The organism is Cellulomonas denverensis (genome assembly GCF_012396125.1).
In the GTDB taxonomy this organism is placed as follows: domain Bacteria; phylum Actinomycetota; class Actinomycetes; order Actinomycetales; family Cellulomonadaceae; genus Cellulomonas; species Cellulomonas denverensis.
Window position 1 is genome coordinate 281,943 of sequence record NZ_JAAXOX010000002.1, and the last position, 20,195, is coordinate 302,137.

The following is a 20,195-nucleotide window of genomic DNA, read 5'->3' on the forward strand; positions in this document are numbered from 1 at the left end:
AGCACGCGAGCGCCCTCCTGACCGGTACGACAGGCTGGTTGTTGAGCCTATCGGCCCCGCACCGGGCGGATCAGGTGCCACGCCCGATCAGATCCCCGGACATCACGAAGCCCTGGTGAGAGAGAAGCTCTCACCAGGGCTTTCCCGTCGGGCTGACAGGATTTGAACCTGCGACCCCTTGACCCCCAGTCAAGTGCGCTACCAAGCTGCGCCACAGCCCGATGGCCCCCGCAGAGGCCTCGGCAAGCTTAGCGTACGAGTGCGGCTTCCCCCGCATCCGCGTCGGCCAGCGAGTCCGTGTGACCAGCACCACCACCGGTGGGCAGATGGGCGCGCCAGGCGCAGGCCACCACCACCAGTGCGACCACGGCGAGCACGACTCCCCCGCCGAACATCACCGGGTACGCCCAGCGGCCGGAGAGCAGGGACAGCAGCGCGGGGACGAAGAAGCCGGTATAGGCGATCGAGTAGTAGACCGCGGTGAGTCCGGCCAGGTCGTCCGGGCCGGCGATCCGCTGCACCTCGGACAGCCCGGCGACCAGGGCGATGCCGTAGCCGCAGCCCAGCACGGCCGCCGCGACGATCACCACCGGCAGCGACAGGGTGGCGGCGGCCCAGGCAGCCAGCGACAGCCCGGCCACGATCATCACCAGCGCCACCACCGAGGCCCGTGCGGAGTGCCGGGTGTCGATGGTGCGGCCGAGCGACTGGATGCCGAAGCCGCAGGCCAGGGTGATCACGGTCAGCAGCGCGGAGAACGCGATCGGCATGCCGCCGGAGTGGTCGCGCATCAGGCCGGGCAGCACCGCGTAGGCGGAACCGACCGCGCCGAACACCCAGGGCGCCAGCGGCACCACGACCCGCCAGAACCGCCGGTGTCCGAGCGCGGGCACCCGCAGGTCGTCGCGCAGCCGGCGTGGGGTCGCCGACCGCGGGTGGGTCTCCCGGGCGGGCAGGATCGCCAGCCAGGTCAGGGCGGTCACGGCGGCGTGCAGCAGGTACGGCAGGGCGGTCCGCCACGGTCCCCACTGGGCGAGCGCCCCGGCGATCCCCGCGCCGACCAGGAAGCCGAGGGTCAGAGCGAGGGATGCACGCCGGGCACCGGTGCCGGGGGCGGAGAGCTCGGTGATCCAGGTGGTGCCGACCGCCATCGCGAGGCCGAGGGCGACGCCGGACAGCACCCGGCCGAGCGAGAGCATGGCGACCGAGGACGGACCGGCGGCCAGGATCAGTGAGCCGATGATGCCGATCGGCGCGGCCGGGATCAGCAGCCGGCGGCGACCGTAGCGGTCGGACAGCGGGCCACCGATCAGCAGCGCGGGGATGATACCGAGCACGTAGGCGCCGAGCAGCACGTTCACCATCAGGGCGCTGTAGTGGCTGACGTCCCGGTACATCACCAGCAGCGGGGTGAACTCGTTCCCGCCCCAGGCGATCGCGAAGACGAGGGCGGCCACCCGCCGCCAGTCGGTTCCGGGGCGTGGCTCGCAGTCCATGGCTTCTACACCTACTCCGGTGCGAGCCCGTCACGACGCCGGGTCCAAATGATGGGATGAATCGTCCGAGGATTCAGAGCGACTCGGCGACCTCCGCCGGGTCCGGCTCCCCCAGCCGCCCGCGCAGCACGTCCAGCTCGGCGGCGACCAGTGCGAGCAGCATCAGGTCGACGACCAGGCCGGAGACCGCGCCCCACTGGTCCACCCGGAACAGGAAGATCTGGGTCAGCAGCAGGTTGACCAGCACCGCCCGGCGGAACCACTCGTACCCGGCAACCCGGTCGGTGCCGACCCGGCGCAGACCGAGCAGGGACAGACCGAGCGACAGCGCGCCGGACACGACGATGCCGGCCAGCGCCCAGTTCGGCATCGGCGATCCGGTCGCCCAGAGCGCGACCCCACGGATCACGGTGCCCAGGGTCACCAGCCCGAGCACGATCACCGTCACCCGGGGCGCCCACCGGACCTGCATCGCCCGGCGGCTGATCCCGACGATCCAGACCGCCACCGCACCGATCGGGTCCGGCAGTTCCTTGGCATCGCTCTGCACCGCGTCCAACAGCGCCCGCACCTGATCCGCGCCGGGCACGTCCCCCGCCTCGTCGACCAGCGCCCGGGCCTGCCGCCGCGCCCGGATCGAGAAGCCACCGGCGATCCCGGCCACGGCCAGGTCGGTGGCGGCCGCGAGCAGCTCGTGCGGATCACGGGACCGGCGGTGGATCAGCTCGGCGGTCAGCACCAGCAGCACGATCACCACGTAGATCAACGCCGCGGTCGGCTCGAAGAAGTAGTCGTTGTCGGAGGTGACGAACTTGCCGACCTCGTCGATGAACAGCCCGAAGCCGATGCCGCCGACCACGGCGACCAGCGGCCGGATCACCGGCCCGGCCCAGGACAGCGCGGCCAGCAGGGCGAGCGCCATCAGCAGCCCACCCCAGAGCACGTGCGCGATGTGCAGTCCGTCGCCGCCGAGCTGGGGGAAGCCGGTCAACGCCAGGGCACCCCGGGTGACCAGCACGGTGAGCACCGTGATCGCCAGGAAGCCCGCGATGTGCCGGGTGCCGGCCGGATCACGGGGCAGCCCGATCACCAGCAGCGCGTGACGCCCTTTCACCGCTTCCGCTTCTCCCGCACCCGGACCGAGATGCTGATCGGCGACCCCTCGAAGCCGAAGGTCTCCCGCAGCCGGCGCTCGATGAACCGCCGGTACTGCGCCTCCAGGAACCCGGTGGCGAAGATGACGAACCGCGGCGGCCGGGTGGACGCCTGGGTGGCGAACAGGATGCGGGGCTGCTTGCCACCGCGCAGCGGGTGCGGGTGCGCGGCGACCAGCTCGCCGAGGAAGGAGTTCAGCTTGCCTGTCGGGATCCGGCGGTCCCAGGACTCCAGCGACCGGGTCAGGGCCGGCACCAGGCGGTCGGTGTGCCACCCGGTCTTGGCCGACACGTTCACCCGGGGCGCCCACTGGATCTGGACCAGCTCGCGCTCGATCTCCCGCTCCAGGTACGGCCGCCGGTCCTCGTCCATCAGGTCCCACTTGTTGTAGGCGATCACCAGCGCACGACCGGCGTCGACCACCTGCTGCACCACCCGGATGTCCTGCTCGGTCAGCGGCTGCGAGGCGTCCAGCAGCACGACGGCGACCTCGGCCTTCTCGATCGCGGCCTGGGTGCGCAGCGAGGCGTAGAAGTCGGCGCCGGAGGTCTGGTGCACCCGGCGGCGGATCCCCGCGGTGTCCACGAACCACCACGGGATGCCGCGCAGCTCGACCAGCTCGTCCACCGGGTCACGGGTGGTGCCGGCGATGTCGTCGACCACCACCCGGTTCTCGCCCAGCACCTTGTTCAGCAGCGACGACTTGCCCACGTTCGGCCGGCCGACCAGGGCGACCCGGCGCGGACCGCCCGGACGTGCCTCGCCGTGCTCGGAGACCCGCGGCAGCTTGGCCATCGCGGCGTCCAGCAGGTCACCGGTGCCGCGCCCGTGCAGGGCGGACACCGCGTGCGGCTCGCCCAGGCCCAGGCTCCACAGCTGGGCGGCGTCGGCCTCACCGCGCGGACCGTCGACCTTGTTGGCGCACAGCACCACCGGCTTGCCGGAGCGGCGCAGCAGCTTGACCACCCGCTCGTCGGTGGCGGTGGGACCGACGGTGGCGTCCACCACGAACAGCACCGCGTCCGCCAGCGAGATGGCCACCTCGGCCTGCTCGGCGACCCGGGCCTCGATCCCGGCGACGTCGACCTCCCAGCCACCGGTGTCCACCAGGGTGAACCGGCGACCCGCCCACTCCGCCGGGTAGCTGACCCGGTCGCGGGTGACGCCGGGCTTGTCCTCGACCACGGCCTCCCGGCGACCGAGGATCCGGTTCACCAGGGTCGACTTGCCGACGTTCGGGCGACCGACCACGGCCAGCACCGGCAGGATCTCCGGCGCCTCGTCCTCGCCGTCCAGGTCGCCGTCGCCGCCCAGCAGCGCCGCGTCCTCCTCGTCGAGCTCGTACTCCTCCAGGCCGACCCGCAGCGCCTGCTCCCGGGCGGCGTCGTCGGCGTCGTCGACCAGCGGCACGGCCGCCTCGGCCTGCTCGGTGGGGTCGAAGTCGTCCGCCGCGGCGGCTCGGATGTCAGACATGGGCACCATTGTCCCCGATCACGGGGCCGGTTCGCTCCCTTCGCCCTGGTGCTGGTGGCGAACACCACGCATGATGTCTCCTCACGCCGCACCCCAGGGAGCCCACCGATGTCCTTCCAGGCCTACCTCGACGCGATCGAGACCAAGACCGGGCTCACCCCGCGCCAGCTGCTCGACCAGGCACACGAGCGGGGCTTCGGCCCGGACACCAAGGCCGGTCCGATCCTGGAGTGGCTCGCCGCCGATCACGGTCTGGGCCGCGGACACGGGACGGCGATGGTGCACGTGATCACCAAGGGCGACCGGATCTCGGCGAAGCACGTCGGCAGCGACGGCAGCCACCGGGACGCGAGCGACCGGCTGTGGCTGGACGGCAAGGACACCAACCCCGGGGCCTGAGGCGTCGCGCCTGCGCGGAGTGCGGTCAGAACGGGATGATCTCGTCGTCCGCGTCTGCGCCCGGGGGCGCGGGCAGGCGGGTTCCCGCGGTCAGGAGTGCGCGCTGGTCGGTCGCCGTGGTCAGGAGCGCGAGTCGGTCGGCCGGGGTGTGCGGGCGCGCGTGATCGCCGGGGTGGGTGCCGGGTGGTTCGCCGGGTCGTTCGCGGAGCATGCGGTGGTAGCCGTCACGTCCGGGCACCGACACGTAGCGGCGGGTCGGGGTGGTCCAGATGATCTGCCCGGCGGCGGTCTGTTCGATGTGGTGTCCGCCGTGGGTGCGCAGCAGGTGGTCGCGCCTGCACAAGGGTGCGAGGTTGGTGGCGGCGGTGGGTCCGCCGTCGCCGAAGGGGATGGTGTGGTCCAGGTCGCAGGCGGTCGCGGGCACGGTGCAGCCGGGGCGCGCGCAGGTGCGGTCGCGGGCGATGACGTGGTCGGCGAGTTCTTGTGGTGGCCGGTATCGGGTTCGCCCGACGTCGAGGACCGCGCCGGATAGTGGGTCGGTGACCAGGCGCCGCCAGACGCCTCCTGCGGCCAGGGCGCGGGCGGTGGCCGCGTCGATCGGCCCGTGCCCGTCCATGTCGGCGGGTTCCTGGTCGGTGCCGATCAGGGTGGACAGTGGCACGGTGACCCGGACCTCGACCCGGGGCCGGGTCACCGACGGCGCACGGTGTCCGGTGGTCGCGTGGTGGCCTGAGTCAGGGCTGCCGTCCTCGCCCGAGGGGTGGTCCTTGTTTGCGGCGTGCTCACAGCCCATGCCGTAGCCGGTGTCCACGCCGGGCTCAGTGCCTGTGCGCTCGTGCGCGACCGCGCGGTCGCCGGTGTACGCGCCCGGGAACGTCATCGCCCCGTGATCGGTCCCCGCGCCCTGACCGGTCCCAGCACCGTGCTCGGGCAGCAGTGGCGCCCACGCGGGTCCGACCAGCGCCGCGTCCAGCAGCGCGTCCGCGCGCAACTGCGCCAGGGTCCGTTCGTCTCCGCCGTGGCGTAGCGCGTGGGCGGAGGCGTCCAACGCCTGGTCCAGTCGGGCCGCGTCCTGGGCGGGCAGGAACGCCCACACCCCGGCCATCCCGTCCCCGAGCGGCCTGGGGCGGGCAACGTGCCGGTCCGCGCGCCCCCGCCGGCGCCGCAACGCCCCACCATCAGGGTCCACGCGCAGCAACGCCCGGTCGATGTCACGCGACAGTTGCGCCGCGGTCCGCTCCGACGCACCCGGCAACACGGTCGTTTCGACCTCTTCGGCGGTGAACAGGTCCACCCCGGTCAGGCGGCGCACCATCACCCGGGCCCGGGCGGTATCGATCCGCCCGGTCCGTAGCGCCTGACCCGTGCCCGGTAGGTGCCGCTGGTAGGCCAGGCCCTCATCGACCAGGGTCCGGGCGGAGCGGCGGCCGATGTTCAGGTAGATCGCCAACTCATCAGCCGCAGTGTTCGGGCGGTGCACGTTCCCCGCGTACTCGGGCCAGACCGGGTTCATCTCGTCCCGCTCGGCCAGTTCCGCGGCCACCCGGGCGGAGACCGCGTGGGCCCAGGACTCCAACCGTGCCGCGGCCTCAGCGACCGCGGGCAGGTCCAACAAGTCCACCGCGACCGGGTCGAGGTTGGCCAGCATCCGGGCCAACACCGGACCGTTCTCCGCGAGCATCTCCTCAACCTGGGCCCGCGGGTCCAACGTCGGGTCGGCCGCCGTCTGCTCAGCCGCGACCCGGGCCGCCAACACCGGGTCGGTCACCCACCGCGGCGGCACATCCTCCACCGGGCCGGGCAGGTCTGCCCCTTCGAGCCACCACAGGTCACCGCCGACGTCCCACGGGTCGGCGAACACCCGCGCACCCGACCGCACCGGAAGCTCCCGGAGGTCGTATTCACGCAGGTCAAGTGCCATAAGACGACACTACCCGCCACCACCGACACGCCCGGTAGGCCCATGCGGGCATCTCCCAGCCCGCCCCCGGTGTCAGGGCAGGTCCAGCCACCAGCGTTCGGAGCCGCAGACCTGGCAGGTGAACCGGTGCGCCACCCCGCCGTGCCCGATCACCGCGCGCACGGCCTCCCGCTCCGCGCCACCGACCGCATCGACGTCCTCGGGATCGAGCGGCCCGACGTAGACGGCGGCTTCGCCGCAGCAGACCGGCCACTCCGCCTGCTGGTAACCCGGGATGCCGGGGGTCCGATCACAGACCTCGGCGATCACCTCGACCGCCACGCCGCCGCGCAGCAGGGAATGGTCGTCGACGAAGCTCGCGCCCCGGGCAGCCGCCGTGCCGTCGGCGATGCACCAGGGGCACAGGTGTTCGAGCGTCTCCCGGCCGAAGGGCAGGCCCAGGTACTCCCAGCCGCGGGCGCGGTCGCAGGTGGGGCAGGTGTGCGGGCTGCGGCGCAGGACCCCCGAGCCGACCGGGTCGGGATGGAAGCGGAACACCGGCAGCAGTTCGTCCACCGGAGGCAGCGCCTCGGCACCGGGGGCGAACTCGCCCACGCGCACGCCGAGCGGTTCCAGGGCACCGGTGCCCCGCTGGATCCACAGGTCGTCGCCGCCGCGGAGCGCGATCCGCTGGGGTACCGCGTCGTGGACGGCGATCACCAGGGCGTCCGCCGGCAGCCCGTCCGCGCGCGCCCGCTCGGTGTGCCAGACGATGTCCTGGGCGGTGCGGGCCATCCGCTTCCGGTCGCTGCCGCAGCGGACCGGGAGGGCGCGGAACACCAGGCCGGTCACGCCGGCGCCGTCGTCCCAGCGGAAGCCGTTCTCCGCGCTCAGCTGGTCCCGCCAGGTCCGCGGCAGCGGCAGGCCCAGCTCTCGCTCGACCCGGTCCAGGTCCTCCTGGCGTGCCCCCGCCATCAGTCCTCCGGCAGCCCCACGCCGATCCGGGCCACCGACTCCGCGACCAGCGCGCTCAGCGCCAGCCGCACCGCGTCGTTGGTCGCCGACACCGCCTCGCGCTTGCTCATCCCCTCGCCGCGCACGGGGGCGAGCGGTTCGCCGAACCGGACGTACAGCCGCCGCCGCAGCCCGGGGATGTGGTTGACGCCCTCGCCGGTGCGCCGGGTACCGAGCACCGCGACCGGCACCACCGGGGCGTCGCCGTGCACCGCCAGCCAGGACACCCCGGCCCGGGCGGAGGCCGCGTCGCCGCGACCACGGTTGCCCTCGGGGAACACGCCGACCGCTCCCCCGCGGTGCAGCACCTCCAGCCCGGCGACCAGGGCGGAGCGGCCGCCGCCGGTGCGGTTGACCGGGATCTGACCGGCACCGCGCAGGATGACGCCGATCGGGCCGTGGAACATCTCCTCCTTCACCAGGATGTTCAGCCGCCGGGGTGAGGCGCCGGCCAGCAGCGGGCCGTCGATCACCGACACGTGGTTGGCGGCCAGGATCACCGGCCCGGCGCCGGGCACCAGTTCGGCGCCGAGCACCCGGGTGTGCCAGACCCCGTGGGCCAGGAACTTCCCGATCCCGTGCGCCCAGCCCGGCATCAGCTTCACGTCGGTCATGCCCGCTGCTCGATCACATCCAGCACGGCCTGGACGGTCTGCTCCAGGTCCAGGTCGGAGGAGTCGATGGTGACCACGCCGTCCGCGGCGACCGTGAACGCGGCGACCGTCGAGTCGTCGGCGTCTCGGCGCAGCACCTGGTCCTTGGTCGCCTCGACCGCGGCGGCGTCGTCGGAGCCGTGCACCTCGCGGGCGCGCCGGGCCAGCCGGGCCTGCTCGGAGGCGGTGAGCAGCAGCCGGACGTCGGCGTCCGGGGCGATGACGGTGGTGATGTCCCGGCCCTCGGCGACAATCCCGCGCCCGCCGGAGAAGGACGACGACGCGGCCTGGGCGCCGATCTCGTCCCGCTGGCGGCGACCGAGCTCGGCCCGGACCTCCAGGTTGGTGGCGACGGCGCTGACCGCCGCAGAGATCGCGGTCTCCCGGATCGCCTCGCCGATGTCGATGCCGTCGACGGTCACGGTCGGGGCGGCCGGGTCGACGCCCATCACCAGCGGCATGGAGCGAACCAGCTCGGCGACCGCGTCCTGGTCGGTCAGGGAGACCCCGGAGCGCAGCGCCCACCAGGTGGCGGCGCGGTACATCGCGCCAGTGTCCAGGTAGGCCAGTCCGAGCGCCTGGGCCGCGCGGCGGGACACGGTGGACTTCCCCGAGCCGGAGGGCCCGTCGATCGCCACCACCAGGTGCTGCGTCATCGCACCAACCTCCATCCGCGGGCCGTCAGCTCCGCCTCCAGGTGCGCGGAACGGGCCGGGTCGACGGAGACCGAGGCCATGCCGACCGGTCGCCCGGCCGCGTGTTCCAGCTGCAGTTCCTCCAGGTTGACCCCGGCCTCGCCCACGTCGGTGAGCAGGCGGGCGAGTTCGCCGGGCTGATCCGGCACCAGGGCGGTGACCACGGCCCACTGCCGCGGGGCCCCGCCGTGCTTGCCGGGCACCAGGGCGACACCGGCGTTGCCCTCGGCGATCGTGGTGGCGATCCGGGCCAGCGCCCCGAGTGCGACGTCCTCGGGCCCACGGGCCCGTGCCGCCTCGTCCAGGGCGTCGACCACGCCGTCCAGGTCGTCCCGCAGCGCGGCCAGCACGTCGCGGACGGCGGAGGCGTTGGCGGCCAGGATCGAGGTCCACAGCGCGGGGTCCGAACCGGCGACCCGGGTCACGTCGCGCAGCCCCTGCCCGGCCAGGCCGAGCGCCTCGGGGGCGGCATCGCGCAGCCGGGCGGCGACCAGGCTGGAGGCCACCTGCGGCACGTGCGACACCAGCGCGACCGCGGCGTCGTGCGCGTCGGCGTCCAGCTGCACCGGCACGCCGCCCAGGTCGTTGGCCAGCGAGCGGACCGCCAGCACCGCAGCCGGGTCGGACTCGCCGGAGTCGACGATCACCCACGGCCGGCCCAGGAACAGGTCCGGCAGCGCGGAGGCGGGGCCGGAACGCTCCCGGCCGGCCATCGGGTGCGAGCCGACGTACCGGCTCAGGTCGGCGCCCGAGTCGCGCAGCTCGCGCAGCACGTAGCCCTTCACCGAGGCGACGTCGGTGACCACGGCGCCCGGGTGGGCCGCCAGCTCCGCACGCACCACGTCGGCGGTGACATCCGGCGGCGAGGCGACCACGATCAGGGCGGGTTCGGCGTCGTCGTCGGTGGCCGGGCGTCCGGCGCCCACGTCCCGGGCCAGCGCCAGGGCGGTGCGGGACGGGTCGTGCAGCAGCACGTCCACCCCGTGCGCCCGCAGCCCCAGGCCGACCGAGGTGCCGAGCAGCCCGGTGCCGACCACCCGGACCGGACCCCGGGTGGCCGCCGGGGTGGTGGCGCCGGTGGTCACAGCCCGACCTGGACCATCAGCGCGCCGACCTCCGCCTTGGACAGCACGCGGCTGCGCCCGGGCTTGAGGTCGCCGAGCCGGATGGAGCCGATCCGGGTCCGCACCAGCCGGGTCACCGGGTGCCCGACCTCCTTCATCAGGCGGCGCACGATCCGGTTCCGGCCCTCGTGGATCACGATCTCGATCAGGCTGGCGTAGGGGGTGGCTTGCACGATCCGGGCGTCGGCGACCTCGACCGGCCCGTCCTCCAGCTCGATGCCCCTCTTCAACCGGGCGGGCAGCGAGGCCGGGACCCGGCCCTCGACGTCCACCAGGTAGGTCTTAAGCACGCCGTGCGACGGGTGCGACAGCCGGTTGGCCAGCTCGCCGTCGTTGGTCAGCAGGATCAGGCCCTCGGAGTCCGCGTCCAGCCGGCCGACGTGGAACAGCCGCTCCTGCCGGTCCGGCACCAGGTCGCGCAGGGTCGGGCGGCCCTCCGGGTCGTCCATGGTGGAGACGACGCCCAGCGGTTTGTTGACCGCCAGGGTGATCCGGGAGCTGTCCAGCTGGACCCGCAGGCCGTCGACGTGGATCACCGAGGTCGGGCTGACCCGCACGCCGAGCTCGATCACCGGCTCGCCGTCCACGGTCACCCGGCCGGCGGTGATCAGCTCCTCGCAGGCCCGCCGCGAGCCGAGACCGGCCTGGGCCAGCACCTTCTGCAGCCGGATGCCCTCGGGGTCGTGCACGTCCGAGGTCGGCTGGGCCGGGCGGCGCGGGGCGCGCGACCCGCTGGGCGCATCCGGCCAGCGCGAGCCGGGACGGCCCACCGCGGGGCCACCGCGCCGGGCACCGGGACGGCCGGCACCCGAGGCACCGGGACGACCGGCGCCCGAGGCGCCCGGACGACCGGACGCACCAGGACGACCCGACGCGCCGGGACGACCGGTCCCGGAAGCGCCCCCGCGAGAGGCACCGGAACGACCGACCGCCGCGCCAGTGCCGCTCGACCCAGCGGCACCCGTGCCGCCCGGACGGCCGTATCCGCCGCTACGACCCGAGGCACCACCGCGCCCGGCCTGCCCACCGGCAGCCTGCGATCCCCCGCGTCCACCGCCGGCCGAGCCGCCGGAACGCCCGGCACCCGACGCACCACCACGCCCCGCGCCGGCCGCACCGCCACGCCCGCCGCCCGACGCACCGCCACGCCCGGCACCCGCCGCACCACCACGCCCGGCCCCGCCGGAACGCCCCGCGCCGCCACCACCAGTGCGGCCGTTGCCGCCCCGTCCTGCACTCATCACACGTCTCCAGTCGTCACGTCGCCGTCCATGCCGTCGAGCCCCGCGATGGCGCTCATCTCCGGCAGGTAGGGCGCGAGCGGGGGCAGCTGATCCAGGGAGGTCAGGCCCATCCGCTCCAGGAAGTATCCCGTGGTGCCGTACAGCACCGCACCCGTCGACGGGTCCTGTCCGACCTCGCCGATCAACCCGCGGGTGGTCAACGTGCGGACCACGCCGTCGACGCTCACCCCGCGGATGCCGGACACCTGCCCACGGCTGACCGGCTGACGGTACGCGATCACGGCCAGGGTCTCCAATGCCGCCTGGGTCAGCCGCTGGGTCTGCCCGTTCACCACGAACCGGCTCACCACCGGGTGGAAGGCCGGATCGGAGTAGATCCGCCAGCCCCCGCCGACCTGGCGCAGCTCGAAGCCGCGGGGCCGTCCGCCGTGCTCACCGCGGTACTCGGCGGCCAGCTCGGCGAGCAGGGTCTCGACCTCCTCGGTGGGCAGTTCGAGCTCGGTGGCCAGCCGGAGCGCGGGCACCGGCTCGTCGGCGACCATCAGCACGGCCTCGAGCGCGGCGAGCGCCCCACCGGGCAGGTCGTGCACGTCGACGGTCTCGACGGTCTCGGGTTCCAGCCCGTCAGTCATCGGTCAGATCCTCCAGTGCGTCCAGGCCGCCGGCCCCGCCGTCCTCGTCGTCGAAGTCGCTGCTCACCCCGATGTCGCCGCCGCCGGAGCCGGTCCAGCGGACGGTGAGCTCACCGAGCGGGGTGACCTGATCGAAGCCGACCGAGCCGTCGCGGAACAGTTCCAGCAGGGCCAGGAACCGGGCGACGACGACCAGGGTGGAGCCGGCATCCGCGGTGAGGGTGCGGAAGCTGGCGACGCCGCCGTGGTGCCGCAGCCGGTCGGCGATCGCCAGCGCCTGTTCCCGGACGCTGACCGGCGGGGCGTGCAGGTGGCTGATGTCCACCCCGGGCGGGGGCGGCGGCGGGGCCATCGCCTTCGCGGCCAGGGCGGCGAGCTCCTCCGGCCCGATCTGCCAGATCAGCTCGGGCAGCAGGGCGGCGAACTGGGGTTCCAGCTCGACGGTGCGCGGATGCCGGCGGGCCTCGTCGGCCAGGTGCGCCCCGATGTCCCCGGCGACCACCTTGTAGGCGCGGTACTGCAGCAGCCGGGCGAACAGCAGGTCGCGGGCCTCCAGCAATTCCAGGTCGTCGTCGTCCTCGACGTCGCCGGAGGGCAGCAGCCGGGCGGCCTTGAGGTCCAGCAGGGTGGCGGCGACCACCAGGAATTCGCTGGCCTGGGACAGGTCCCACTGGTCGGCGGCCTTGATGTAGCCGATGAACTCGTCGGTGACCGCGGCCAGGGCGACCTCGGTGATGTCCAGCTTGTGCTTGGCGATCAGGCCGAGCAGCAGGTCGAACGGCCCGGAGAAGACGTCCAGGTGGACCTGGAACGCACTGGTCCCCGCGAGCGGGGTGGTCTCAGGCGGCGTCGCCACGGGCGACGAGTTCACGGGCGAGCTGGCGGTAGGCCTGAGCGCCGGGGTGCTGCGGGGCGTAGCTGGTGATCGGCTCCGCGGCGACCGAGGCGTCCGGGAACTTCACCGTCCGGCCGATCACGGTGTGCAGCAGGACGTCGCCGAAGGCCTCGTGCACCCGGGCGACCACCTCGCGGGCGTGCAGGGTGCGAGGGTCGTACATGGTGGCCAGGATGCCGTCCACCTCCAGCCGCGGGTTCAGCCGGTCGCGGACCTTCTCGATCGTCTCCACCAGCAGGGCCACGCCACGCAGGGCGAAGAACTCGCACTCCAGCGGGATCAGCACCCCGTGGGCGGCGGTGAGCGCGTTCACGGTGAGCAGGCCGAGCGAGGGCTGGCAGTCGATCAGGATCACGTCGTAGTCGTCCATCACCGGGCGCAGCACCCGGGACAGGATCGACTCGCGGGCCACCTCGCTGACCAGCTGCACCTCGGCGGCGGACAGGTCGATGTTGGCCGGCAGCAGGTCGAGGCTGCCCTCCAGGCTGTCGGTGCCGGTGGGGCGGATCAGCTCGTGGATGTCGACGTGCCGGTCCACCAGCAGGTCGTAGACGGTGCGGTCCAGCTCGTGCGGGTTGACCCCCAGGCCGACCGAGGCGGCGCCCTGCGGGTCGAAGTCGACGATCAGCACCTTGCGGCCGTACTCGGCCAGCGCGGCGGCCAGGTTGATGGTGGTGGTGGTCTTGCCCACGCCACCCTTCTGGTTGCACATCGCGATCACGCGGGCGGGGCCGTGCGCGCTCAGCGGGGCGGGGACGGGGAACTCCGGCAGCGGTCGCCCCACTGCGTCGACTGCGTTCTCGGTCGTCTCCTCGCGTGCCACCCGGACACCTTAGCGGCCGGCCGGCTCAGACCCGCTGCCGCCGCGCCCGCGGGTGACTGGTGGCGTAGACCTCACGCAGGGTGTCCGGGGTGACCTTGGTGTAGATCTGGGTGGTGGTCACCGAGGCGTGGCCGAGCAGCTCCTGCACCACCCGAACGTCGGCGCCACCGGCCAGCAGGTGGGTGGCGAAGGAGTGCCGCAGGGTGTGCGGGGAGACGTGCACCGAGGCGGGCAGCCCGGCCCGCTGCGCGGCGGTGTGCAGCACGGCCCAGGCGCTCTGCCGGCTGAGCGGTCCGCCCCGGGTGTTGAGGAACACCCGCGACCCGCCACGGCCCGCGGCGGCCAGCACCGGCCGGGCCCGCACCAGGTAGGCCTCCACCGCCTCCACCGCGTAGGCGCCCACCGGCACCACCCGCTCCTTGCGCCCCTTGCCGAACAGCCGGACCGCGGCGCGGCCGGGGGTGAGGTCCAGGTCGTCGACGTCCAGGCCGACCGCCTCGGAGATCCGCGCGCCGGTGGAGTACAGCAGTTCCAGCAGTGCCCGGTCGCGCAGCGGCAGCGGTCCCTCGCCGAGCGAGGCGGCGTCCAGCAACCGCTCGACCTCCTCGGTGCTGATCGCCTTGGGCAGCCGCTGGGCCTGCCGGGGCGGGCGGACCCCCCGTGCCGGGTCGCCGGGGGCCAACCCCTCCAGCACGCAGAACTTGTGCCAGCCGCGGGCGGCGACCACGGCGCGGGCCGCGGAGGCCGCGGACAGGATGGCCCGGCCGTCGGCGCCGGTCCGGATCGCGGTCAGGTAGTCCTCGACATCGGACTCGGTGACCTGGTCCGGGGCGGTGCGGCCGGCAGCGGCCAGGAAGTCCAGGTAGCGGCCGAGGTCGCGGCGGTAGGCGGCCAGCGTGTTGCGGCTCAGCCCGCGCTCGACGGTCAGGTGGGCCAGGTAGGCGTCCAGCGCCGTGGCCAGCCCGGGGGGAGGTCCGTCCACCGGCCCTCCCCTCTGTCTGGTCAGAACGGGAGGAAGACGTCCACCGCCACCGCGATCGACAGCAGCGACAGGTACGTGATCGACCCGTGGAACACCGACATCGCGCGGAGCTTGCCGCGGGACGGGTCCTGGGCGCGACGGTACAGGCCGATGCACGAGGCGAGGAACCACACGCCGAGGACGGTGGCGACCACGGCGTACACCCAGGTCATCCCGGCGACCGGCACCAGCAGCAGCGAGCAGGCGATCATCGCGACGGTGTAGGCGATCATCTCCCGGGCGACCTTGGCCTCGGCGGCCACCACCGGCAGCATCGGCACCCCGGCCGCGGCGTAGTCCTTGCGGAACTTCATCGACAGCGGCCAGTAGTGCGGCGGGGTCCAGAAGAAGATCACCCCGAACAGCAGCGCCGCCGCCCAGGACACCCCACCGGTCACCGAGGACCAGCCGATCAGCACCGGCATACAGCCGGCCGCCCCGCCCCAGACGATGTTCTGCGGGGTGCGGCGCTTGAGGATCATGGTGTAGCCGACGACGTAGATCACGATCGCGCCGCCGGTGAGCAGCGCGGACGGCACGTTCACCAGCAGGGCCAGCCAGGTCAGCGACCCGACGGTGAGCGCCAGGCCGAAGATCAGGGCGGCACGCGGGCTGATCTCCCCGGTGACCAGCGGACGGCGCTTGGTCCGGTTCATCACCTGGTCGATGTCGCGGTCCAGGTAGCAGTTGAGCACGTTCGCCGCACCGGCCGCGGCGGCGCCGCCGACCAGGGTGGCCAGCACCAGCCACAGCGAGGGCAGTCCGTTCGCCGCCAGGATCATGGTCGGCAGGGTCGTGACCAGCAGCAGCTCGATCACGCGCGGCTTGGTCAGCGCGACATAGGCGCCGAGGGTCCGGCGCAGGCCGGTGGACCGGGTCCCCTGCTGGGCGGGCCGGGCGGCGCCGGCGGTCGCTCCGGCCTCGTTGGCGCCGATGGCAGGGCTGATGGTGCGCACGCGGTCCGGTCCTCCTCGCGTCGACCCCTGGGCTCCGGTGCGGCCGGGAGGGCCGCGCGGCACGGAACGCCAGTGGGGGTGGTCGTCCGGCCATCCTACGCACGGGGGTGCTACCAGATGGGCGTCTTCGCCCCCAGGGACATGGGTCCCACGGTGTGATTTCCGTCCCGATCCGGGCCGGTGACCCGCACAGTACCGGGCCGGGACCGCCGCGGCCTTTCCGGAGCGTGGCCACGACCGGCGGACCCCCACCGCCCAGGATTAGGCTCGACCTGCACGTCGGGGGTGGTTCGTGCCGCCCCGGCCCGCGTGTTCGCGTCGACGTCCCGGGAGCTCCGGGGCCGGAATGAGGTGACTTCTTCATGGCAGGCAGCACCACGCCGCTCGACCGGCTGAGTGAGGCAGGTGTCGCGGTCTGGCTGGACGACCTGTCCCGCGAGCGGCTGCGCACCGGCAATCTGGCCGACCTGGTCGCCCACCACCACGTGGTCGGGGTGACGACCAACCCGACGATCTTCGCCTCGGCGCTGGCCAAGGGTGACGCCTACGACGCCCAGCTCGCCGAGCTGCGCGGCTCCACCGACGTGGACGGTGCGGTCTTCGCGATCACCACCGACGACGTCCGTGAGGCGGCCGACGTGCTGCGCGCGACCTACGACGCCACCGGCGGCCAGGACGGCCGGGTCTCGATCGAGGTCGACCCGCGGCTGGCCCGGGACACCCAGGCGACCATCGACTCGGCCCGCGCGCTGTGGTCGACGGTGGACCGCCCGAACGTCTTCATCAAGATCCCGGCCACGAAGGAAGGGCTGCCCGCGATCGCGCAGGCACTGGCGGACGGGATCAGCGTCAACGTCACGCTGATCTTCTCCCTGGAGCGCTACCGCGCGGTGCTGGACGCCTTCCTGGACGGCCTGGAGCGGGCGAAGGCGGCCGGGCACGACCTGGCGCCGATCGCCTCGGTGGCCTCGTTCTTCGTCTCCCGGGTGGATACCGCGATCGATCCCGAGCTGGACGCGCTGGGCACCGACGAGGCCGCCGCGCTGCGCGGCAAGGCGGCGATCGCGAACGCCCGGCTGGCCTACGGGGTCTACACCGAGGTGACCGGCTCGGACCGCTGGGCCGCGCTCGCCGCCGCCGGTGCGCACCCGCAGCGTCCGTTGTGGGCCTCCACCGGGGTGAAGGACCCGGCCTACCCGGACACGATGTACGTCCACGAGCTGGTGGTGGCCGGCACCGTGAACACCATGCCGCAGGCCACCCTGGACGCCGTCGAGGACCACGGCCGGATCACCGGCGACACCGTGACGGGCACCCAGGAGGAGTCGCAGCGGGTGATCGACGCCCTGGCCGGACTCGGCATCTCGATCGACGAGGTGACCGAGAAGCTGGAGGTCGAGGGCCTGGCCAAGTTCGAGAAGTCCTGGTCCGAGCTGCTGGACACCGTCCGCTCCGGCCTGGACCGGGTGGCCGAGTGAAGCCGGCGAAGGTCAGCGCCGAGCACAATCCGCTGCGCGACCCCCGCGACCGGCGGCTGCCGCGGATCGCCGGGCCCTCCGGCCTGGTGATCTTCGGCGTGACCGGCGACCTGGCCCGCAAGAAGCTGATGCCGGCGGTCTACGACCTGACCAACCGTGGCCTGCTGCCGCCCGGCTTCGCGCTGACCGGCTTCGCCCGCCGGGACTGGGAGACCCAGGACTTCGCCGAGATCGTGCACGACTCGGTCAAGGAGCACGCCCGCACCCCGTTCCGGGAATCGACCTGGCGGCAGTTGTCCGAGGGGATCCGGTTCGTCCAGGGCACCTTCGACGACGACGACGCCTTCGACCGGTTGCGCCGGACCGTGGAGGAGCTGGACATCGAGCGTGGCACCGGTGGCAACCATGCGTTCTACCTGTCGGTGCCGCCGAGCGCCTTCCCGGTGGTCTGCAAGCAGCTGGCCCGCTCGGGTCTGTCGCAGTCCGCCGAGGGCGCCTGGCGCCGGGTGGTGATCGAGAAGCCGTTCGGCCACGACCTGAAGTCGGCGCAGGAGCTGAACGACGTGGTCTCCGAGGTGTTCCACCCGGACGACGTGTTCCGGATCGACCACTACCTGGGCAAGGAGACGGTGCAGAACCTGCTGGCGCTGCGCTTCGCCAACCAGATGTTCGAGCCGATCTGGAACGCCAACTACGTCGACCACGTGCAGATCACCATGGCCGAGGACATCGGTGTCGGCGGCCGTGCGGGGTACTACGACGGCATCGGCGCCGCCCGGGACGTGATCCAGAACCACCTGCTGCAGCTGCTGGCGCTCACCGCGATGGAGGAGCCGGTCTCGTTCAGCGCCCGGGACCTGATCGCGGAGAAGATCAAGGTGCTGTCCGCGGTGCGGCTGCCCAAGGACCTGGGCAAGCACACCGCCCGCGGTCAGTACGCGGCCGGCTGGCAGGGCGGCGAGCGGGTGGTCGGCTACCTGGACGAGGGCGGCTTCGACCCGAACTCGACCACCGAGACCTACGCCGCGGTGCGCCTGGATATCGACACCCGCCGCTGGGCCGGGGTGCCGTTCTATCTGCGCACCGGCAAGCGGCTGGGCCGCCGGGTCACCGAGATCGCCGTGGTGTTCAAGAAGGCGCCGCACCTGCCGTTCGAGTCCACTGCCACCGAGGAGCTGGGCAAGAACGCCCTGGTGATCCGGGTGCAGCCGGACGAGGGCGTCACCCTACGGTTCGGCGCCAAGGTGCCGGGCACCGCGATGGAGGTCCGGGACGTCACGATGGACTTCGGCTACGGCCACGCGTTCACCGAGTCCTCCCCCGAGGCCTACGAGCGCCTGATCCTGGACGTGCTGCTCGGCGACCCGCCGCTGTTCCCGCGGCACGAGGAGGTCGAGCTGTCCTGGCGGATCCTGGACCCGGTCGAGGCGTACTGGGCCAAGCAGGGGCAGCCGGAGCAGTACCGCTCGGGCACCTGGGGCCCGGCCTCCGCGGACCGGATGATGGAGCGTGACGGACGAGCCTGGAGGCGACCGTGATCATCGACATGCCCAAGACCACCACCGGCGACATCAACAAGCGCCTGGTGCGGGAGCGCGAGGAGGGCGGCGCGATCGCCCTCGGCCGGGTGCTCACCCTGCTGATCGACGTCGGCGACCACGACCCGGAGCAGGCGATCGAGGCGGCGAACGACGCCTCCCGCGAGCACCCCTGCCGGGTGATCGTGCTGACCAGCGAGGGCCCGGGCCAGGACTCCGAGCTGGACGCCCAGATCCGGTTGGGCGGTGACGCTGGCGCCTCCGAGGTGGTGGTGCTCAAGCCGTCCGCCGCGCAGGCCCGGCACCTGGACACCCTGGTGCTGCCGCTGCTGCTGCCGGACGCCCCGATCGTCACCTGGTGGCCGTACCAGGTGCCGGCCGACCCGGCGGAGCACCCGCTGGGCACCCTGGCCCGGCGGCGGATCACCGACTCCACCGAGTGCGCCCACCCGTCGGCCACCCTGCAGGCGCTGGCGACCCAGTACCGGGAGGGCGACACCGACCTGGCCTGGACCCGGACCACGCTGTGGCGCGGCCTGATCGCCGCCACCCTGGACCAGCCGCCCTACGAGCCGGTGCAGCGCGCGGTGGTCTCCGGCGAGTCCACCCACCCGTCGGTGGACCTGATGGCGGCCTGGCTGCGCTGGGCGCTGAACTGCCCGGTGGAGATCGAGCGGATCGCCGACGCCCCGGCGATCACCCAGGTGCGGCTGGAGCGGCGCTCCGGCGCGATCGTGCTGGACCGCCCGGACGGCAAGACCGCCGCCCTGCGCCAGCCGGATCAGCCCGAGCACCGGATCGCGCTGCCGATCCGGCAGTTGCGCGAGTGCCTGGCGGAGGAGCTGCGCCGGCTGGACGCGGACGAGGTCTACGGCGAGGTCCTGCGCAAGGGCCTGGCCAAGGTGGAGGTGAGCGCATGACCCGCACCGTGCTGGTGCACCCCGATGCCCAGGTGCTGGCGGAGGCCACCGCCGCCCGGCTGCTGACCCGGCTGATCGACCTGCAGTCCGGGCACTCCCCGGTGCACCTCGGCCTGACCGGCGGCACCGTCGGGATCGCGACCCTGGCGGCGATCGGCCGGTCCCCGGTGCGGCACGCAGTGGACTGGACCGGCGTGCACCTGTGGTGGGGCGACGAGCGCTTCCTGCCGGACGGCGACCCGGACCGCAACGAGACCCAGGCGCGCGAGGCCCTGATCGGCCCGCTCGGTGACGCCCTGCCCGCCGCCAACGTGCACCCGATGCCCGCCCTGGACCCCGGCGCCGGGATCGCCACCCCGGAGGACGCCGCGGCCGCCTACGCCGCGGAGCTGAAGGGACTGGCCGCCGACGGTGCCGAGCTGCCGGTGCTGGACGTGCTGATGTTCGGGATGGGACCGGACGGCCACGTGGCCAGCCTGTTCCCCGGCCACCCGGGGGTGGGCGTCTCAGGCGTCACCACCACCGCGGTGCACGACTCCCCCAAGCCGCCGCCGCTGCGGGTGTCGCTGACCTTCGACGCGATCCACACCGCCCGGGAGGTCTGGGTGGTCGCCGCCGGGGCCGAGAAGGCCGGAGCGGTCGCCAGTGCGCTGGCTCCCGGAACCCCGGCAAGCACCACACCGGCGGCGCACGCCACCGGGGCCGAGGCCACGCTGTGGCTGGTGGACGCCGCGGCGATCGCCGAGGTCGCCGCCGGCTGACCGGCCGGCGGGGCTCGG

Annotated in this window: 19 protein-coding genes and 1 tRNA gene; 5 read left to right on the top strand and 15 right to left on the bottom strand. The window is 73.5% G+C overall.

Annotation, left to right across the window (positions count from 1 at the left end; all coding sequences use genetic code 11):
- Nucleotides 1-147: 147 nt before the first annotated feature.
- From HGA03_RS05210 to der, 4 genes are all read right to left on the bottom strand, one after another.
- Nucleotides 148-221, bottom strand: a tRNA-Pro gene (locus HGA03_RS05210).
- Between the two features lie 27 nt (nucleotides 222-248).
- Complete coding sequence (locus HGA03_RS05215) at nucleotides 249-1,496, bottom strand: MFS transporter (RefSeq protein ID WP_168629174.1); 1,248 nt, start codon at nucleotides 1,494-1,496, stop codon at nucleotides 249-251.
- Between the two features lie 73 nt (nucleotides 1,497-1,569).
- Nucleotides 1,570-2,610, bottom strand: a complete 1,041-nt coding sequence (locus HGA03_RS05220; RefSeq protein ID WP_168629175.1) for a hypothetical protein — start codon at nucleotides 2,608-2,610, stop codon at nucleotides 1,570-1,572.
- Entirely contained in the window at nucleotides 2,607-4,124 is a 1,518-nt protein-coding gene (gene der / locus HGA03_RS05225) for a ribosome biogenesis GTPase Der (RefSeq protein WP_168629176.1), read from the bottom strand. Before der ends, HGA03_RS05220 begins: the two co-directional genes overlap by 4 nt.
- Nucleotides 4,125-4,232: 108 nt before the next feature.
- On the opposite strand from der, the gene HGA03_RS05230 reads away from it, so the two are divergent.
- On the top strand, nucleotides 4,233-4,523 hold the full coding sequence (locus HGA03_RS05230; protein WP_168629177.1) for a DUF4287 domain-containing protein: 291 nt from the start codon (nucleotides 4,233-4,235) through the stop codon (nucleotides 4,521-4,523).
- Between the two features lie 25 nt (nucleotides 4,524-4,548).
- On the opposite strand, the gene HGA03_RS05235 is transcribed toward HGA03_RS05230, so the two are convergent.
- The 11 genes from HGA03_RS05235 to HGA03_RS05285 all read right to left on the bottom strand — a co-directional run bounded on the left by HGA03_RS05235 (nucleotide 4,549) and on the right by HGA03_RS05285 (nucleotide 15,387).
- Nucleotides 4,549-6,444, bottom strand: a complete 1,896-nt coding sequence (locus HGA03_RS05235) for an HNH endonuclease signature motif containing protein (protein ID WP_168629178.1) — start codon at nucleotides 6,442-6,444, stop codon at nucleotides 4,549-4,551.
- Between the two features lie 72 nt (nucleotides 6,445-6,516).
- Nucleotides 6,517-7,398, bottom strand: coding sequence for a CbrC family protein (locus HGA03_RS05240; RefSeq protein ID WP_168629179.1), 882 nt, complete (start codon nucleotides 7,396-7,398; stop codon nucleotides 6,517-6,519).
- The gene (locus HGA03_RS05245; protein WP_168629180.1) at nucleotides 7,398-8,051 is read right to left on the bottom strand and encodes a lysophospholipid acyltransferase family protein; all 654 of its coding nucleotides are present in this window, start codon (nucleotides 8,049-8,051) and stop codon (nucleotides 7,398-7,400) included. Before HGA03_RS05245 ends, HGA03_RS05240 begins: the two co-directional genes overlap by 1 nt.
- Nucleotides 8,048-8,746: a (d)CMP kinase gene (gene cmk, locus HGA03_RS05250; RefSeq protein WP_239073645.1), complete on the bottom strand. Its 699-nt coding sequence runs from the start codon at nucleotides 8,744-8,746 to the stop codon at nucleotides 8,048-8,050. Before cmk ends, HGA03_RS05245 begins: the two co-directional genes overlap by 4 nt.
- Nucleotides 8,743-9,870: a prephenate dehydrogenase gene (locus HGA03_RS05255; protein ID WP_168629182.1), complete on the bottom strand. Its 1,128-nt coding sequence runs from the start codon at nucleotides 9,868-9,870 to the stop codon at nucleotides 8,743-8,745. The genes cmk and HGA03_RS05255 overlap by 4 nt, the downstream gene beginning before the upstream one ends.
- Nucleotides 9,867-10,679: a pseudouridine synthase gene (locus HGA03_RS18750; protein ID WP_239073644.1), complete on the bottom strand. Its 813-nt coding sequence runs from the start codon at nucleotides 10,677-10,679 to the stop codon at nucleotides 9,867-9,869. Before HGA03_RS18750 ends, HGA03_RS05255 begins: the two co-directional genes overlap by 4 nt.
- A 470-nt stretch (nucleotides 10,680-11,149) precedes the next feature.
- The gene (gene scpB / locus HGA03_RS05265) at nucleotides 11,150-11,785 is read right to left on the bottom strand and encodes an SMC-Scp complex subunit ScpB (RefSeq protein ID WP_168629184.1); all 636 of its coding nucleotides are present in this window, start codon (nucleotides 11,783-11,785) and stop codon (nucleotides 11,150-11,152) included.
- Nucleotides 11,778-12,641 (bottom strand): segregation and condensation protein A, encoded by an 864-nt coding sequence (locus tag HGA03_RS05270; RefSeq protein WP_168629185.1) that lies wholly within the window; start codon nucleotides 12,639-12,641, stop codon nucleotides 11,778-11,780. Before HGA03_RS05270 ends, scpB begins: the two co-directional genes overlap by 8 nt.
- Nucleotides 12,625-13,503, bottom strand: coding sequence for a ParA family protein (locus HGA03_RS05275; RefSeq protein WP_168629186.1), 879 nt, complete (start codon nucleotides 13,501-13,503; stop codon nucleotides 12,625-12,627). The genes HGA03_RS05270 and HGA03_RS05275 overlap by 17 nt, the downstream gene beginning before the upstream one ends.
- A 25-nt stretch (nucleotides 13,504-13,528) precedes the next feature.
- On the bottom strand, nucleotides 13,529-14,485 hold the full coding sequence (gene xerD, locus HGA03_RS05280) for a site-specific tyrosine recombinase XerD (protein ID WP_203767548.1): 957 nt from the start codon (nucleotides 14,483-14,485) through the stop codon (nucleotides 13,529-13,531).
- Nucleotides 14,486-14,505: 20 nt separating this feature from the next.
- Nucleotides 14,506-15,387 (bottom strand): heme o synthase, encoded by an 882-nt coding sequence (locus HGA03_RS05285; protein ID WP_239073648.1) that lies wholly within the window; start codon nucleotides 15,385-15,387, stop codon nucleotides 14,506-14,508.
- A gap of 455 nt (nucleotides 15,388-15,842) precedes the next feature.
- On the opposite strand from HGA03_RS05285, the gene tal reads away from it, so the two are divergent.
- The 4 genes from tal to pgl are packed head-to-tail and all read left to right on the top strand — an operon-like array spanning nucleotide 15,843 to nucleotide 20,177.
- On the top strand, nucleotides 15,843-16,958 hold the full coding sequence (gene tal, locus HGA03_RS05290) for a transaldolase (protein ID WP_168629187.1): 1,116 nt from the start codon (nucleotides 15,843-15,845) through the stop codon (nucleotides 16,956-16,958).
- Complete coding sequence (gene zwf / locus HGA03_RS05295) at nucleotides 16,955-18,496, top strand: glucose-6-phosphate dehydrogenase (RefSeq protein WP_168629188.1); 1,542 nt, start codon at nucleotides 16,955-16,957, stop codon at nucleotides 18,494-18,496. The genes tal and zwf overlap by 4 nt, the downstream gene beginning before the upstream one ends.
- Nucleotides 18,493-19,416 (top strand): glucose-6-phosphate dehydrogenase assembly protein OpcA, encoded by a 924-nt coding sequence (locus tag HGA03_RS05300; RefSeq protein ID WP_168629189.1) that lies wholly within the window; start codon nucleotides 18,493-18,495, stop codon nucleotides 19,414-19,416. The genes zwf and HGA03_RS05300 overlap by 4 nt, the downstream gene beginning before the upstream one ends.
- Nucleotides 19,413-20,177, top strand: a complete 765-nt coding sequence (gene pgl / locus HGA03_RS05305; RefSeq protein WP_168629190.1) for a 6-phosphogluconolactonase — start codon at nucleotides 19,413-19,415, stop codon at nucleotides 20,175-20,177. Before HGA03_RS05300 ends, pgl begins: the two co-directional genes overlap by 4 nt.
- The last annotated feature ends 18 nt before the right edge of the window (nucleotides 20,178-20,195 follow it).

Coding starts and splice junctions, on each gene's coding strand:
- HGA03_RS05215 (WP_168629174.1), bottom strand. CDS start 1,496: ATGGACTGCGAGCCACGCCCCGGAACCGACTGGCGGCGGGTGGCCGCC.
- der (WP_168629176.1), bottom strand. CDS start 4,124: ATGTCTGACATCCGAGCCGCCGCGGCGGACGACTTCGACCCCACCGAG.
- HGA03_RS05230 (WP_168629177.1), top strand. CDS start 4,233: ATGTCCTTCCAGGCCTACCTCGACGCGATCGAGACCAAGACCGGGCTC.
- HGA03_RS05235 (WP_168629178.1), bottom strand. CDS start 6,444: ATGGCACTTGACCTGCGTGAATACGACCTCCGGGAGCTTCCGGTGCGG.
- HGA03_RS05240 (WP_168629179.1), bottom strand. CDS start 7,398: ATGGCGGGGGCACGCCAGGAGGACCTGGACCGGGTCGAGCGAGAGCTG.
- HGA03_RS05245 (WP_168629180.1), bottom strand. CDS start 8,051: ATGACCGACGTGAAGCTGATGCCGGGCTGGGCGCACGGGATCGGGAAG.
- cmk (WP_239073645.1), bottom strand. CDS start 8,746: ATGACGCAGCACCTGGTGGTGGCGATCGACGGGCCCTCCGGCTCGGGG.
- scpB (WP_168629184.1), bottom strand. CDS start 11,785: ATGACTGACGGGCTGGAACCCGAGACCGTCGAGACCGTCGACGTGCAC.
- tal (WP_168629187.1), top strand. CDS start 15,843: ATGGCAGGCAGCACCACGCCGCTCGACCGGCTGAGTGAGGCAGGTGTC.
- pgl (WP_168629190.1), top strand. CDS start 19,413: ATGACCCGCACCGTGCTGGTGCACCCCGATGCCCAGGTGCTGGCGGAG.